The sequence below is a fragment of the Flavobacterium ammonificans genome (assembly GCF_020886115.1).
Classification (GTDB): Bacteria; Bacteroidota; Bacteroidia; order Flavobacteriales; family Flavobacteriaceae; genus Flavobacterium; species Flavobacterium ammonificans.
Genome location: NZ_AP025185.1, coordinates 1,638,710 through 1,653,633 on the forward strand (window position 1 = coordinate 1,638,710; position 14,924 = coordinate 1,653,633).

The 14,924-nt window shown below is 36.5% G+C and carries 14 protein-coding genes; 7 read left to right on the forward strand and 7 right to left on the reverse strand.

What is annotated here, in order from left to right; all coding sequences use genetic code 11:
* Nucleotides 1–65 precede the first annotated feature (65 nt).
* Together LPC20_RS07255 and capA are read left to right on the forward strand one after the other, a co-directional pair.
* On the forward strand, nt 66–2,201 hold the full coding sequence (locus LPC20_RS07255) for a S9 family peptidase (protein WP_229323964.1): 2,136 nt from the start codon (nt 66–68) through the stop codon (nt 2,199–2,201).
* A gap of 72 nt (nt 2,202–2,273) precedes the next feature.
* Nucleotides 2,274–3,314 (forward strand): cysteate synthase, encoded by a 1,041-nt coding sequence (gene capA, locus LPC20_RS07260; protein ID WP_229323966.1) that lies wholly within the window; start codon nt 2,274–2,276, stop codon nt 3,312–3,314.
* A gap of 136 nt (nt 3,315–3,450) precedes the next feature.
* Here the strand turns inward: capA and LPC20_RS07265 are convergent, their stop codons facing one another.
* Together LPC20_RS07265 and gcvT are read right to left on the reverse strand one after the other, a co-directional pair.
* A complete protein-coding gene (locus LPC20_RS07265) occupies nt 3,451–4,161 on the reverse strand; it encodes a YebC/PmpR family DNA-binding transcriptional regulator (protein ID WP_229323968.1) in 711 nt (236 codons plus the stop codon).
* 57 nt (nt 4,162–4,218) lie between these two features.
* The gene (gene gcvT / locus LPC20_RS07270; RefSeq protein WP_229323970.1) at nt 4,219–5,301 is read right to left on the reverse strand and encodes a glycine cleavage system aminomethyltransferase GcvT; all 1,083 of its coding nucleotides are present in this window, start codon (nt 5,299–5,301) and stop codon (nt 4,219–4,221) included.
* Nucleotides 5,302–5,428: 127 nt separating this feature from the next.
* On the opposite strand from gcvT, the gene LPC20_RS07275 reads away from it, so the two are divergent.
* On the forward strand, nt 5,429–5,767 hold the full coding sequence (locus tag LPC20_RS07275) for a 7(1) septoil knot domain-containing protein (RefSeq protein ID WP_229323972.1): 339 nt from the start codon (nt 5,429–5,431) through the stop codon (nt 5,765–5,767).
* Between the two features lie 19 nt (nt 5,768–5,786).
* Here LPC20_RS07275 and LPC20_RS07280 read toward each other — a convergent pair whose 3' ends face one another.
* On the reverse strand, nt 5,787–7,046 hold the full coding sequence (locus LPC20_RS07280; RefSeq protein ID WP_229323974.1) for a Y-family DNA polymerase: 1,260 nt from the start codon (nt 7,044–7,046) through the stop codon (nt 5,787–5,789).
* Nucleotides 7,046–7,495, reverse strand: coding sequence for a LexA family protein (locus LPC20_RS07285; RefSeq protein ID WP_229323976.1), 450 nt, complete (start codon nt 7,493–7,495; stop codon nt 7,046–7,048). Before LPC20_RS07285 ends, LPC20_RS07280 begins: the two co-directional genes overlap by 1 nt.
* A 196-nt stretch (nt 7,496–7,691) precedes the next feature.
* On the opposite strand from LPC20_RS07285, the gene LPC20_RS07290 reads away from it, so the two are divergent.
* Entirely contained in the window at nt 7,692–8,708 is a 1,017-nt protein-coding gene (locus LPC20_RS07290; RefSeq protein WP_229323978.1) for a DUF6268 family outer membrane beta-barrel protein, read from the forward strand.
* Here the strand turns inward: LPC20_RS07290 and LPC20_RS07295 are convergent.
* Nucleotides 8,705–9,190 carry a DUF2147 domain-containing protein gene (locus LPC20_RS07295; RefSeq protein ID WP_229323980.1) on the reverse strand — a complete coding sequence of 162 codons (486 nt, stop codon included), beginning with the start codon at nt 9,188–9,190 and terminating at the stop codon, nt 8,705–8,707. The genes LPC20_RS07290 and LPC20_RS07295 overlap by 4 nt on opposite strands.
* A 1,024-nt stretch (nt 9,191–10,214) precedes the next feature.
* Between LPC20_RS07295 and LPC20_RS07300 the strand changes: the two genes are divergently transcribed.
* The 3 genes from LPC20_RS07300 to LPC20_RS07310 are packed head-to-tail and all read left to right on the forward strand — an operon-like array spanning nt 10,215 to nt 11,603.
* Nucleotides 10,215–10,970, forward strand: coding sequence for a hypothetical protein (locus LPC20_RS07300; protein WP_229327144.1), 756 nt, complete (start codon nt 10,215–10,217; stop codon nt 10,968–10,970).
* Nucleotides 10,971–11,366 carry a DUF5675 family protein gene (locus LPC20_RS07305; protein ID WP_229323982.1) on the forward strand — a complete coding sequence of 132 codons (396 nt, stop codon included), beginning with the start codon at nt 10,971–10,973 and terminating at the stop codon, nt 11,364–11,366. It abuts the gene before it with no gap.
* A 30-nt stretch (nt 11,367–11,396) separates the two neighbouring features.
* A complete protein-coding gene (locus tag LPC20_RS07310; protein ID WP_338083174.1) occupies nt 11,397–11,603 on the forward strand; it encodes a hypothetical protein in 207 nt (68 codons plus the stop codon).
* Between the two features lie 998 nt (nt 11,604–12,601).
* On the opposite strand, the gene LPC20_RS07315 is transcribed toward LPC20_RS07310, so the two are convergent.
* Nucleotides 12,602–13,990 (reverse strand): ATP-binding protein, encoded by a 1,389-nt coding sequence (locus LPC20_RS07315; protein ID WP_229323986.1) that lies wholly within the window; start codon nt 13,988–13,990, stop codon nt 12,602–12,604.
* Nucleotides 13,991–14,175: 185 nt separating this feature from the next.
* A complete protein-coding gene (locus tag LPC20_RS07320) occupies nt 14,176–14,874 on the reverse strand; it encodes a hypothetical protein (RefSeq protein WP_229323988.1) in 699 nt (232 codons plus the stop codon).
* Nucleotides 14,875–14,924: the final 50 nt, after the last annotated feature.

Consider the following 14,924-nt stretch of genomic DNA (forward strand, 5'->3'; position numbering starts at 1 on the left):
TTATTTGTTGATTAGTATTTGGTGTAAAATTAGTACATTAGATGTTTATTTTAAATTAAATAATCATGAAAAATACACTAGTGTTCCACTTTGTTTGTGTTATTTTTGCGTCTTCATTTACAACGATTAAAGCACAGTCTATGTCACATACTATTGCAGCTCCTGTAGCTAAAATACTTCCAAAGCAATTAAAGAAACACAATCAGGTTCGAACTGATAATTATTTTTGGTTAAATGATAGGGAGAATCCTGAAGTGATTGATTATTTGAATCAAGAAAATGCCTATTATGATGCCATGACGGCGCATACCAAAGATTTTCAAAAGGCGCTTTTTGAAGAAATGAAAGGGCGTATCAAAGAAGACGATCAATCAGTTCCGTATTTATACAATGGCTATTTTTATATCACACGATATGAAAAAGGACAAGATTATCCAATTTACTCTCGTAAAAAAGGAAGTCTGGATGCCAAAGAAGAAATTTTATTTGATTGCAACGAATTGGCCAAAGGACATACTTTTTTTCAATTGGGCGGATTGAGTGTAAGTCCAGACAATCGATTTGCTTCCTTTGGAGTTGATACTGTTGGCAGACGTATTTATACCATTCAAATTAAGAATTTGGAGACTAATGAAATACTATCAGATGTTATTGAAAATGCAACAGGAGGTTCGGTTTGGGCCAATGATAACCACACCCTTTTTTACACACGACAAGACAAAGTAACCTTGCGTGCCAATCAGATTTTCAAACACAAATTGGGAACTACAGCCGATAAAGATGTATTGGTTTATGAAGAAAAAGACGATACCTTCAATGTTTCGGTTGGCAAAGAAAAATCCAAAAAATACATTGTCATTGGTGCTGAAAGTACCTTGACAACAGAATATCGTATTTTGAATTCGGATACACCAGACGCGGAATTCAAAGTGTTTCAGCCAAGAGTTCGCGGACTAGAATACAGTATTTCTCATTTTGGCGATTCGTTTTATATTTTAACCAATAAAGACAAAGCGACCAATTTTAAATTGATGAAAACTCCTGAAAATGCGACTGAAAAGAAACATTGGAAAGAAGTCCTTGCGCATCGAGAAGACGTTTTAATTGAAGACATTGAAATCTTCAGCAACTATTTGGTAGTCGAAGAACGTTCCAATGGTTTGAACCACATTCGCATTATGCCTTGGAGTGGAGAAGGGGAGTATTACCTGCCTTTTGGAAGCGAAACGTACAATGCCTACACCACAACTAATGTTGATTTTGATACTGATATTTTGCGTTACAGTTACCAATCATTGGCAACACCATCTTCGGTGATTGATTTCAATATGAAGACCAAAGAAAAAGAAATCAAAAAAGAGCAAGCCGTTTTAGGGGGGCAATTTGATAAAAATAATTACGTAGAAGAGCGCGTTTGGGCTACCGCCAAAGACGGAGTTAAAGTACCTATTTCATTAGTGTATCGAAAAGGTTTGAAAAAAGATGGAAACAATCCCTTATTGCAGTATGCTTATGGATCGTATGGCGTAACTATGGAGCCCTACTTTTCAACCACTCGTTTGTCATTATTAGATCGTGGTTTTATTTATGCTATTGCGCACATTCGTGGTGGCGAAGATTTAGGCAGACAATGGTATGAAGACGGAAAATTATTGAAAAAGAAAAATACATTTACAGATTTTATTGATTGTTCTCAATTTTTAATACGGGAAAAATATACGTCACCAGCACATTTGTATGCTGAAGGAGGTTCGGCAGGCGGATTGTTAATGGGAGCAGTGGTTAATATGGCACCCGAATTATACCACGGTGTTATTGCGCAGGTTCCATTTGTAGATGTGATTACAACGATGTTAGATGATAGTATTCCGTTGACAACAGGAGAATATGACGAATGGGGCAATCCAAATAATAAAAAATATTACGACTATATGTTATCCTATTCTCCTTATGATAATGTGAAAGAACAAGTTTATCCAAATCTATTTGTTTCTACAGGTTTACACGATTCTCAGGTACAGTATTGGGAACCAGCTAAATGGGTTGCTAAATTGCGTACTCATAAAAAAGGAAATACTAATTTATACCTTCATACTAATATGGATGCAGGTCATGGCGGGGCGTCAGGTCGATTTGAAGCCCTTAAAGAGTTGGCCAAAGAGTTTGCATTTTTATTGGATTTAGAAGAAATTAAAAAATAATTAGAAATTTATTCTTAAATTTGTCACTTATTAGGGTTGCTTTAATAAGACCTGAATAAACTATTTTTTTTTATGAAAGAAGAAATAAATGCTCATAATTCGGTTTTAGATTTGATAGGTAATACACCACTTATCAAGCTAAAAAAAGTAACCGAAGGAATAGAAGGTAATTTCTATGCTAAGGTAGAGGCATTTAACCCAGGTCACTCCTCCAAAGACAGAATAGCACTTTATATTATTGAACAAGCTGAGAAGCAGGGGATTCTTTCTCCAGGGGATACCATTGTGGAGACTACTTCTGGTAATACCGGTTTTAGTTTGGCGATGGTCAGTATCATTAAAGGATACAATTGTATTCTAGCGGTAAGTTCAAAATCATCCAAAGATAAAATCGATATGCTTCGTGCTATGGGTGCCAAAGTATATGTTTGCCCTGCACACGTATCAGCTGATGATGAACGTTCGTATTACAGTGTAGCGAAACGTTTGCACGAAGAAACTAAAGGATCTATTTATATCAATCAATATTTTAATCAATTGAATTTTGATGCTCACTATCTGAGTACGGGGCCTGAGATTTGGAAACAAACCAACGGAAAAATCACGCACCTTGTGGCTTGTAGTGGGACCGGAGGAACTTTATCGGGTACTGCTAAGTATTTGAAAGAGCAAAATCCAAATATTAAAATTTTAGGTGTAGATGCTTTTGGTTCGGTATTAAAAAAATACCACGAGACTAGAGAATTTGATAAAGAGGAAATTTATCCGTACCGAATCGAAGGTTTAGGTAAAAACTTAATCCCATCGGTTACTGATTTTGATATTATAGATAAATTCATGAAGGTAACGGATGAAGAAAGTGCCCACGCTACACGTGATTTAGCTAAAACAGAAGGTTTGTTCGTAGGCTATACTTCAGGTGCCGTACTTCAGGCAATTAAGCAATATGCAGAGGAAGGGGAGTTTACTCCAGATAGTAATGTAATTGCGATATTTCCAGATCATGGTTCCCGATACATGAGTAAAGTCTTTAGCGATGATTGGATGAACGAACAAGGATTTTTTGATAGTATTAACGAAGAAGAAGCTCAAAAAATAGAATTCATAAAATAGTTTGCTTTGCAAATACTAATTAAAACTCCAGAGCAATCTGGAGTTTTTTTATTTCTAACCCTTATAAACGAAAAAACTCCCGACGAATCGAGAGTTTGTATCTGAATTAATTGGGGCTTAACCAATAAAAGGGAAATTATTCTTCCATAGTATGATAGACGTTCATCACATCATCATCTTCTTCAATTTTCTCAATTAGCTTTTCTACGTCTGCAACCTGTTCTTCGGTAAGTTTTTTAGTAATTTGAGGAATTCTTTCAAATCCAGAAGATAAAATTTCTAAACCTCTGTTTTCTAATTCTTTTTGAATAGTTCCAAAACTTCCAAAAGGCGCGTAGATTAAAATACCGTCTTCGTCTTCAAAAACTTCTTCAGCACCAAAATCAATGAATTCTAATTCCAATTCTTCAGGATCTAAGCCTTCTTTTGGAACACGGAAATTACAAGTATGATCAAACATAAATTCAACGGAACCTTGTGTTCCCATAGTACCATTACATTTATTGAAATAAGAACGAATGTTAGCTACAGTTCTATTATTATTATCGGTAGCCGTTTCAATCAAAAGTGCAATTCCGTGAGGCGCATAACCTTCAAACAATACTTCTTTGTAGTTAGCCGTATCTTTGTCGGTTGCTTTTTTAATGGCACGCTCGACATTATCTTTAGGCATATTAGCTGCCTTTGCATTCTGTATTACAGCTCTTAATCGAGAGTTGGCATCCGGATTTGGACCTCCCTCTTTTACTGCCATTACAATATCTTTACCAATTCTAGTAAAGGCTTTGGCCATTGCTGACCAACGTTTCATTTTTCTTCCTTTTCTAAATTCAAACGCTCTTCCCATTTCTGATATTTTTTAACGATGCAAAAATACTATTATTTTGCAGTTTTACAATTGCTGTTATTTTTTATAAAAAGGTAATTGAACCACTTTGGCAGGAACATCATTTTTGCGAATTCGGATGTAGATATCGCTACCAGTACCACTAAATTCTGCATTCACATAGCCTAAGCCAATGCCTTTATTCATGGAAGGCGACATGGTTCCAGAAGTTACAATTCCGATGGCGTTTCCAGCAGCATCTACAATTTCGTAATCGTGTCTTGGCACGGCACGCTCTTGCATTTCAAACCCAACCAATTTTTTGGTTACACCATTTTCTTTTTGCTTTTTAAGCGCAGCTGAATTAGTGAATTCTTTATTGAATTTGGTAATCCAACCCAATCCTGCTTCTAATGGCGAAGTAGTATCGTTAATATCGTTTCCGTACAAACAGAATCCCATTTCTAAACGTAAAGTATCACGAGCAGCTAATCCGATAGGTTGGATTTTGAATGCTTTTCCAGCTTCAAAAACGGCATTCCAAATGTGCTCTACATCGGCATTTTTACAATAAATTTCAAATCCTCCTGATCCTGTATAACCCGTTGCTGAGATGATCACCTCATTGATTCCGGCAAAATCACCTACTTCAAAATGATAGTATGCTATTTGTGCTAAATCCAATGAAGACAAACTTTGCATCGCATCCACCGCTTTTGGCCCTTGAATAGCTAATAAAGAGTAGTCATCAGAAAGATTTTGCATTACTACATCCAAATCATTATGACTACTAATCCAGTTCCAGTCTTTCTCAATATTAGAAGCATTTACCACTAATAGGTATTCGTCTTCTTTCATTTTGTAAACCAATAAATCGTCTACAATTCCACCTTCTGTATTAGGCAAACAAGAATATTGTGCTCTTCCAATAGTTAAGGTAGCCGCGTCATTTGAGGTTACTTTTTGTATTAAAGCTAAGGCATTCGGACCTGATAGCAGAAATTCTCCCATATGCGAAACGTCAAAAACGCCCACGCCTGTTCGAACAATTTCGTGTTCAGCATTGACCCCTTCGTAAAGAATGGGCATATTGTATCCTGCAAACGGAAGCATTTTAGCTCCTAAACTTTCGTGAATGTGGGTTAAAGCTGTATTTTTCATTTGATTGAAGTAATTTTTTTGATGGCGCTAATTTATCGCTTTTTTATGGAGTGGCAAAAAATATGCGAAACGGATTTTGAAAGCTATTTTTCAGTACTTTTAAATTTCAATTGTAAAGTATTGGATTATGAAATCGTTTTGTTATGCTGTTATTCTTAGCTTGACTTTTGGTCTATCGGCGACTGCTCAAAAAGTTTTTTCGGTCAACTATCCCAATCAGGCTGACGTTAAAGTATTTGTAGTCAAATATGAAAATCAAGCTGATTTAAAAGTATTTAAAGTCAATTATCCCAATCAAGCGGGAGATAATGATGGCAAATGGTTTTTTACGGACTATCAGAATCAAGCTAAAAAGAAGGTTTATTTTGTAGATTATGAAAATCAAGCCGATTTAAAGATATTTTTTGTTTCGTATCAAAATCAAGCCGGCTGGCGCAACTCTTCTAAGCGTCATTTGTTGTATTGATTTGGATAGCCTACTTGTATTACACTTTAATTGTCACAATTTCCTTAATTCGAGTGGTATAGCAAGGCGATAATCTTTCTTGTTTCATCTTCCATTGTCTACCAATAGATTGTGAGGCGAATCGAACGGTAGTTTTTCCCATGGCTGCGTTTAGTTTATCAACGACACACATTATGGGTTGGTGTTTTGGATTAGAAAAGTTGAATAAGGACAGTTGCGTTTCGTTATTTGGCGTTAAGCCCATCACGATTACACCCGCTTTTTTGTATTGGTATCCTTCTTTAAAAATCGCTTTTAATCCTATTTGTGCATACTTATTTAAGTCAATAGTCGAATCAGTAGGGTAATCTGTTTTTATTACAATACTTCTAGAATATTGAGGGGCATCCTGACTGAACCGATTGGTTTTAACAAATACCATTACCATATTGCATTGACTTTTTTGCTTTCTGAGTTTTTCTGCGCAATGAGCTGTAAATGTTGCTACTCTTTCGGCTACTTCTTCAATAGTTTGATAGGGTTTTTCGAATGACCGAGTAGTTGCAATGGCTTTTTTACTGGTTGGAGTTTCTAAATCCAATCGGGGTTTCCCTTCTAGTTCGTGCTTTAGTCGTAATCCTACCACTGACATTTCTTTTCTAACCCAGTCATCGTGCAGTTTGGTGAATTGATAGGCATTCTTTATTTGAAGCGCTTTCAATCGTTTTGCATGTTGGTGTCCAATACCCCAAACATCGTCAATTTTAGTCCACTTTAATGCTTTTATTCGTTTCTCTTCGGTATCGATTACATAGACACTTTTAGTTCGATCAGGAAATTTTTTTGCTATTTTATTGGCTACTTTGGCCAAAGCTTTAGTTGGAGCAAATCCCACACTGATTGGAATTCCGGTACCTTTAGTAACTGTACGCTGAATAGTAAGACCGTATTCTTCCAGATTAAATTGCTCAAATCCTTGGAATTTTAAAAAAGCTTCGTCAATACTATACACTTCTATTTCGGGAGTAAAAGTAGCGAGTAAGTTCATAACTCTATTGCTCATGTCTCCATACAAGGCATAGTTGGAAGAAAAAACATGAACATTATGCTCTTTAAAGATACTTTTAAATTGAAATGCTGGCGCTCCCATTGGTACACCTAATGCTTTTGCTTCATTGGATCGTGCAATAACGCAACCGTCATTATTAGATAGGATAACAACAGGTTTTCCTATTAAATGCGGTTCGAATACTCTTTGACAAGAGGCATAAAAATTATTGCAATCAACTAGTGCAAACATTAGAATTTTTTTATGGATGCGGTTACAATACCCCAAATAATCAATTCATTTTCAGGAGTCACTTTAATTGGTTCAAAGTCCTCATTTTCGGCGATGAGCCAAACGATATTTTTTTCAATCTTGATTCGTTTCACTGTAAACTCACCATCAATTTGACAGATCGCAATTTTATCATTTTGCGGCTCTAAACTTTTATCAATAATGAGTAAATCACCGTCATAAATACCCGCATTTTTCATCGAATGCCCTTTTACTGTTGCAAAGAAAGTGGTGTCTTTGTGCTTGATTAAATGGGTGTTAAGGTCAATAGATAACTCGATAAAATCATCAGCAGGCGAGGGGAATCTCGCTCTAATACCCGCATCAACATAAGGTAGTTCCATCGCTGTTGCATAAACAGGAGTGTAGAATTCTAAGGTTGTTGTGGTATGTAATTTTTTCAGTTTCATTCTTTCCAAAATTAACTCAGAAGGAGCTAATTAAAAAGTAATTCACCGATTAAAGTTATCAACTACTTTTTTCTAGGATTGGTCGAATAGGTATTGGTATAGCATTCAAATTGTACTTAATTTTTTCAAAAAATATTGTAATTCAAACATTTGGTAACTTATATTTGTAGGTAAAATAATCCGTAAAAATAAGTTTATGTACAAAATAGTATTAGTTTGTTTGGTATTTTTTTCTACAAATGCAATTGCTCAAGTAGATAGCACAGAGGTTTTAGATTATAGCAATTTTGGTGATGCTGAAGGGGTAAAAAGATATTGTAATCAAAAAGTACTCAATCAAGTTCCCCAACGAATCTTGAGTTTGGGATTCGAACAACAAGGTAGTTTTATGATGCCTGGAGTTAGAGATGGAATGTCTTTAATGAATCAAGATATACGCGTCAATCAAGTATCAGCTATAAAAGCGCAGGCCAACATTCCTGTAATTTCAAATACCAAGATTATTTGGCAATTAGGAGCCAACTACTGGTCAAGTCAATTTTCAATTGATAATCCAGGCAGGAATTCATTTGCTCAACGACTTGATGCAAGAGCAATGACTACAACGGGAATTACTACCACTATTTTCAAGCCCTTGAACGAAAAGAATTTTATGATTTTCCAAGCTAGCGGAGATATGAATGGTTTTTATCAGCGTTTAAGCGATCTAACTAGTGACGCATTTACCTTTAGTGGCGCTTTGATTTATGGATGGAAAACTTCGGATAAAAATATGATTGGAGCAGGTATCTCGCGCACCTATCGTGCAGGACAACTGTTACACATCCCTGTGCTTTTTTGGAACAAAGCATTTAATGACCGCTGGGGTATGGAACTTTTATTGCCAGCTCGTGGCCATCTGAAATACAATTTCTCTACCTCCAATATTCTTCAAGTAGGTTTTGAATTAGAGGGAAATCAATTTTTCATGAATTTACCGGATAGCCCAACTGGAAAAGTTTTTATCCAGCGAGGCGAATTCAAACCAAGAGTTATGTGGGATAAAAAATTGAGTGGATTTGTTTGGTTAAGTGCACAAGCAGGATTGCGTTACAACTGGCGTTTTGACGTGGTAAACCAGCACGATGCCAAAGAAGTGAACCAGCAGTATTTTACTAGCCCACTTGGCAATCCGTTTTATTTCAATCTAAGTTTGAATTTTGTTTCGCCTTAATTTTTAGCGACTTGACGGGTCCAAACATCGGTGCGACCAATTAATGACACCCCAATATAACCTCTTACTTCTAGAGAGTTGGCATTGATCATTTTTATGGTACAAGAATAGGTATTCCCACTTTTTGGGTCATAAATATTACCCTCTTCCCAAAGGTTTTTCGATGTTTGGCTAAATCCCCAAATATTGATTAAACCTAGTATGGGTCTGTTTTGTGATGATTGAGTTGGGTTGTTTTTGTCTAATTTGGCTTTTCCTGTTTCTGGATCATTAGGTTCTTTAAGCCATACAATTTTTCCTTGGAATTTATCTCCGTTTTTATAAATGCGCACCACTGCATTTCCATCTCCTGTTTTCCAGATTCCTACGATAGCATTAGGCTCTTCAACAGGCAACCCCATTGCTGTGGTTCCAAAAAGAACGGTTAAAGTAGTAAGTAAAGTAAAGGCCGATTTTTTAAAAGCGATAAACGTAGATTTCATAGCGTAAAAAATTAAGTTGATGGGTTAAAATTCTAAATTCAAATATAAATAAAATTTATTTTAAAGTGTAAAATTTATTTTTATTTAAATGGATTGTAGTTTTTGATCTAAGAATTAAATAGTTGTTTGGGACGTTTGATTTTAATAAAAAAAGCACCTCAATGAGTTGTTTTTTTAGGAGAAAGAGGTATTATTCCATGATCCCAGAGGGGGAGTCCTACAAAGAAAACCAAACAAAAATAAATTTTGATTCGTTTTTTTATTTCTTCTTCACTCTTAAAAGTAAACTTTTCGAGTTGGAAGAAATAAAAAAACCCGAAACTTTCGTTTCGGGTTTTCTGTTGCGGAGAAAGAGGGATTTTTGAACCTTCCTTATATAGCTGTTTATCAGTATAATACTGTGTGTATTTTTTCAAGTGCCCCTAATTGTGCCCCTCCAAAATGGACTGAATTTCCTATTTGTGATGATACTTCAAATTTAATCAAATAAAATTAAGAATGCAACTATATTAGTTCAATAATCAGTACTGTTTAGTCTATTATTAGTGGTAATACTTGTTCGTACTTTAAACTGGTGTATTGGCAAAACTCTTCTATACTCACGAGTTCATTTTGTTGCTTATTAAGGTGGATCCTTAACTTCTGTAATATTCTAGTGCTTTGACGGTAACTCTTGCCTGTAATGCGTTGTATGTCCTTTGGGTAGATGCATACTCTTTTAATGACTGTTTTCATACTTTATCTATGCTTTTGATTGGGGGTTGACTGGCTTGTTCCTATGCTTATTTTGGACCTAAATTTAAGCACTATTTTACTAATTCTATCTTGTACCAGGGAAATTATTTTAGAGGTCATTTGTTGTTTTATTTGTCAATTATGTCATTATAGGTCAAATGGTAGTATAGCTTATTTTAAATAAAAAGTTTAAGTATCATATTTGCTTAAAATCAATCAAAATGCTGCAGTAAAAAAAGATTGGTACGAGTATCAAAAATTAATTATTAATCAAAGATTTGGGGTAATTATGGCAAGACAAAAAGGCATAATTAAATTAAAAGGGACTATTGGGGATATTACCTTTTATAAAACTAAGGATGGGCATTTGGCACGCGAGAAAGGCGGTATTGAAGCCAATCGAATTGCTAGTGATCCTGCGTTTCAGCGCACCCGAGAGAACGGTTCGGAATTTGGGAGAGCAGGCAAAGCAGGGAAAACCCTGCGTACTGCTTTACGAACATTACTCTTGAACTCTGCCGATGGTAGAATGGTGAGCCGATTGACGCAGTCGATGATAAAAGTGATTCAGGCGGATCAAACCAACGAAAGAGGGCTACGCAATGTCATTGACGGCGAGGCAGAACTCTTATTGGGTTTTGAATTCAATATCGGTGGGAAACTAGGCACTACTTTGTTTGCTCCCTTTACGGGAACAATCGACAGAGTAGCTGGCGAAATCAAGTTAAATATGGCTTCTTTCATTCCGTTGAATATGATTGCTGCACCTGGAGGGACTACGCATTTTAAAATTGTATCTGCGGGGGCGGAGGTCGATTTTGAGGCGGAAACTTTTGTGAGCAGCAGTTCGGAGACGGCAATCCTTGCTTGGGATACCACTGCTACGGCGGTGATCAACCATGTCAATCCAGTGACTCCTAACAGCACCAAACCGTTGTTTTTGGCTTTAGGAGTAGAATTTTACCAAGAGGTAAATGGTTCGATGTACCCACTTAAAAATGGGGCATTTAACCCGCTATCATTAGTTCAAGTGAGTGGACTATAGATGGTTTTAGTGTTAACAAGAACCTATTTCCCTTCGGGAACCAACGGAACACTCGCTATGGAGGGGCGGTTCATTTGTAATACCATTGAACTCCCTTGGAAATATAACAAGAAAAGGGTGTCGTGTATTCCAGAAGGGAAATACTTGTTACGCAAGCGGTATGCTCCCAAATTCCGTTGGCATTTGGAAGTAGTGGGAGTGAGGAACAGAACTTTTATTTTGTTTCACCCCGCCAATAATGCTTTGCGGGAATTGAACGGATGTATCGCTCCCGTAACGACTATTTCAGGTCCAGGAAGAGGACTTTTGTCGAAACAGGCTTTTGGCACCTTAAAAAAGTTGGTTTACCAACAGTTAGATGCCAAAGAAACTGTTGTATTGATTGTACAATCTTAAAACTTAAATCAGATGAATCTCATTCAACGAGTGAAAGCTCCGACACCAAAATTTTTCAAAGTACTTCGATCCATTGGATTGGGATTAGCGGCTGTAGGCGGCACTATTTTGGCCACACCCATTGCATTACCAGTCGTAATTACCTCGATAGGAGGCTATCTGGCTGTTGCAGGCAGTGTAGTCTCGGCGGTCAGTCAGGTTACGACTTTAAATGAAACCGAGCATGAACCACACTAATTTGACCCTGAGAGGTACGGCGGGCGGCACTTTTTTGAGTGTTTTGCCCAACCTCAGCTCGGAAGACGTCTTCAAGACGGTGATTTTAGCTGCTATTGGTGCTATTGTGAGTTTTTTACTTTCGCTAGTGCTTAAACTATTTATTAAGAAGTCGGATCAGTAGTTTGACCCTTGTTGTGGTGACCTTTGGGTCAAACGAATTAAAGCCAAGTCGTGAGATTTGGCTTTTTTATTATCTGCTTTTGAAAAGAAAAAAGAGAAAAAAAGAAAGCACTCGTTATAGCGGAAAGGACGAACGGGAATGGAGGGAGGCACGACCGACTGGAAGTGAGGACTGCACGCTAGTTTAGCTGACTTTTTTTCTTTTTCTTTTCAAAGAACAGGATACTTTTTTACCAAGCGAGTGGGGCAATAAACACCCCCAAGCACCGCAGAAAAGGAACTGTAGCGGTAGCGGAAGTTGCTTTTTCGAGGAGCGCAGTGGCGGGGTTGCGGCAATCGAACAGCCACCGCAGGATGAGAGCGTAACGGAGTTTACGTAGTGGAGCGTAATGATGCGAGCGTAGTACGGCGGGGAAACAATGAAGGACCGCCTATGGCGTACCTTGATTTAGGGCGAAGTGCTAACGGCGCCGATCCCGATGGCTGAGCGAAGGAGCAACCGCCCAAACTATAAGGGGCTGCAGACAGCCTACGGCTGAGATGAAGCGAAAGGTAGCCAGCGGACTGTAGCTGAATGAAGCGGTAGGGTGGATGTGGTAGCCCCGACGAACGCAAGGTAGGTGGCGTGTGAAGATGAGGAAGTGTGGCACAAAAAAAAACAGTGGCTTATTGAAGCGACTGTTTTTTTATGGTGGTGCACTGACTGCGGAATGGAGGGCGTAAGCCGACTGGAGCAGCCGAACGGAACAAAGCTACCGACTGGAGAGAGACCGATTGATTGCCCGTATTGAAAAGGTAGGATGGATTTTGTTTAGTACTCTAAATTATTCACCCAGTTATTCACCCACTTTTGGGTTGCTATAATGTATTATCCAAATACCTCCTTTGGTTCCTTCTCGTTCCAATAGACCCTCTTTTTTAAGAATTTCTATATTGTTATCTAAGGCAGTAGCACTAAAATCGACTAATTGCTGTAATTCTGTTTTTTTAATTTTGGTGTTGTGATGAATTGCAGTAAGGATTAGAATTTGTTTTTCAGATAAATTATTCACCCACTTATTCACCCATTTTTTAAAATCAAATGGTCTTCTTAATGTGACAGTAAACATTCCATCTATATTAAATTCGGGAGGAGTTAGACCTTCATCATTCATTACATCTCTAATACGAGTTATACCGGATCCTATTTGCTCTACCAATCGCATTCTCTCGAATAAACCGAAAATTAATGGATTTCTACTAGCACTTCTTTTACCAAATTCATTTCTTGGCACTGCACTTATTAAACCGCCTGGATTTGATATTTCGACACGATCATCAAAAACTTCTATTGTTATTCTAGCTCCTTTATCATAGTAATCACGATGTGCCAAAGAGTTTATGATAGTTTCTTTAAAAGCTGTTTCTGGAATTTCCCAGAGTTCTTTTCTTGGTTTACCGCCTTCTCCTTCAATATCATATCTCACATCTAGTTTAGACTTTAACCAAATCATACTTTTTTGATATTGCTGGTATAATGTTCCAGTCATTAACTTGTCATCAATTATATAACGTTTATCGATACCCTCAAATGCTATACAACGAATTACTGCTTTTTCGAAAAACTGTTCTGGATTGTTACCGAAAAATAAAACAGTTCCATTTTTTACATAGCCATCGTTTGTAATTAATTTTAAGTTTGAAAATAATTGTTCATCTGAAGTTACATTTACTAAACCTGCTTCAAATCTAAAGGTATCGATATTTTCTTTTGCTATATCTTTTTCAATAGTTGCATCTAAACAAGAAGCATCATCAAAATATATTTTGCCTGCTTGTTGGAAAAAGTCTCTCATTTCTTCAACAGATGTGAGCTTTTGTGAATTTGGACCTTGACGCACAAAAATTGCACCTGAAAGGATATAAGGTTTGTTTTGACCCGATGGCACTTCTATAACCGCTACATTCAAACCCTCTACGTCAACAATGTAGAATTCACATTTTAATGTAGGAGATATTTCATTGATAGAATTTTGAATAGCTGAACGTTTCCCATTATCAATAGTTATCCCTTTGATAGTATTTGCATCATCAACCCCAATTAATACAATCCCACCTGAAGCATTTGCAAAAGCACATACTTCTTCTGTAATTTCTTTTATCTTGCTAGGAATACTTACTTTGAATTCGGCATTATACCCTTCTCCAGCAGCTATTATTGATTTTATTTCAGTTGGGTTGAGCATTGATTGTTATAATTTGTATTTATACATGCGGCATTAGCAAAAATAATACTAATTTCTAAAAGCTATTTAGTTTTATTAGAATTACTCCCTCTTTTTAAGTTTTATAAAATTGGCAATACTATTTATTTTTTGCCGTTTTTATATTGACTAATCACTGAATGTAAAACCGCTCCATCTTAGATAGTTTAATTAGTATTTATTACAAAGACTTTACCGCCACAGGTTTGGTGATCTCCTGATATGCTAATAGTTGAGTTTTTTATTCCAAGCCTGATTGCCTTGTATGATATTGATCTAAGTTTTTTTTTGTTATGTACTTTAAGTAATCCGATTTCATTTTGCAAAAAGGTATTGACAATAGCTTGCGAAGTATCGTCACCAAAAATCTGCCAGTGAGTAAGGTTATCTTTTACAGGGTCTTTAGTGTCGATATTGTAGTCGATGCTAGTATTGGTATCGTTTGGTTTTATTCTACAACTTTTTATTTCATAAGTTGAATCAGAATCTGATTTGCTACCTATAAGTATTAGGTCAATTGATCTAAATCGAAAAAGAATTTCATCATTTGATACTTTTAGTAAACCAGTTTTAATTCCTTCACAAACATATTCTGCAAGTTCATCCAAGGAGTATGGAACGGAATCGTATTCTACTACTAGCGAAGCAATATGCTCACTGGTTTTTTTTCCTTGAAATCTCATTATACCCGAGACAGCTCCAATTAATGTCCCATTTTTTAGTGAAAAAGTTTTGTCAAATTTATCTGATATCACTTCAGATTTTCTCTGCAAAATTTCTCCTTCATAGTATGCATCACCAGAAATTCTTCCATCACTAGCCACTACAGCAGATGATTTTGTTACAAATCCAATTATTATCGTCATGATTAATAAATTATGTCTAACTATTAAATAGCATCAATGCTATATAATTT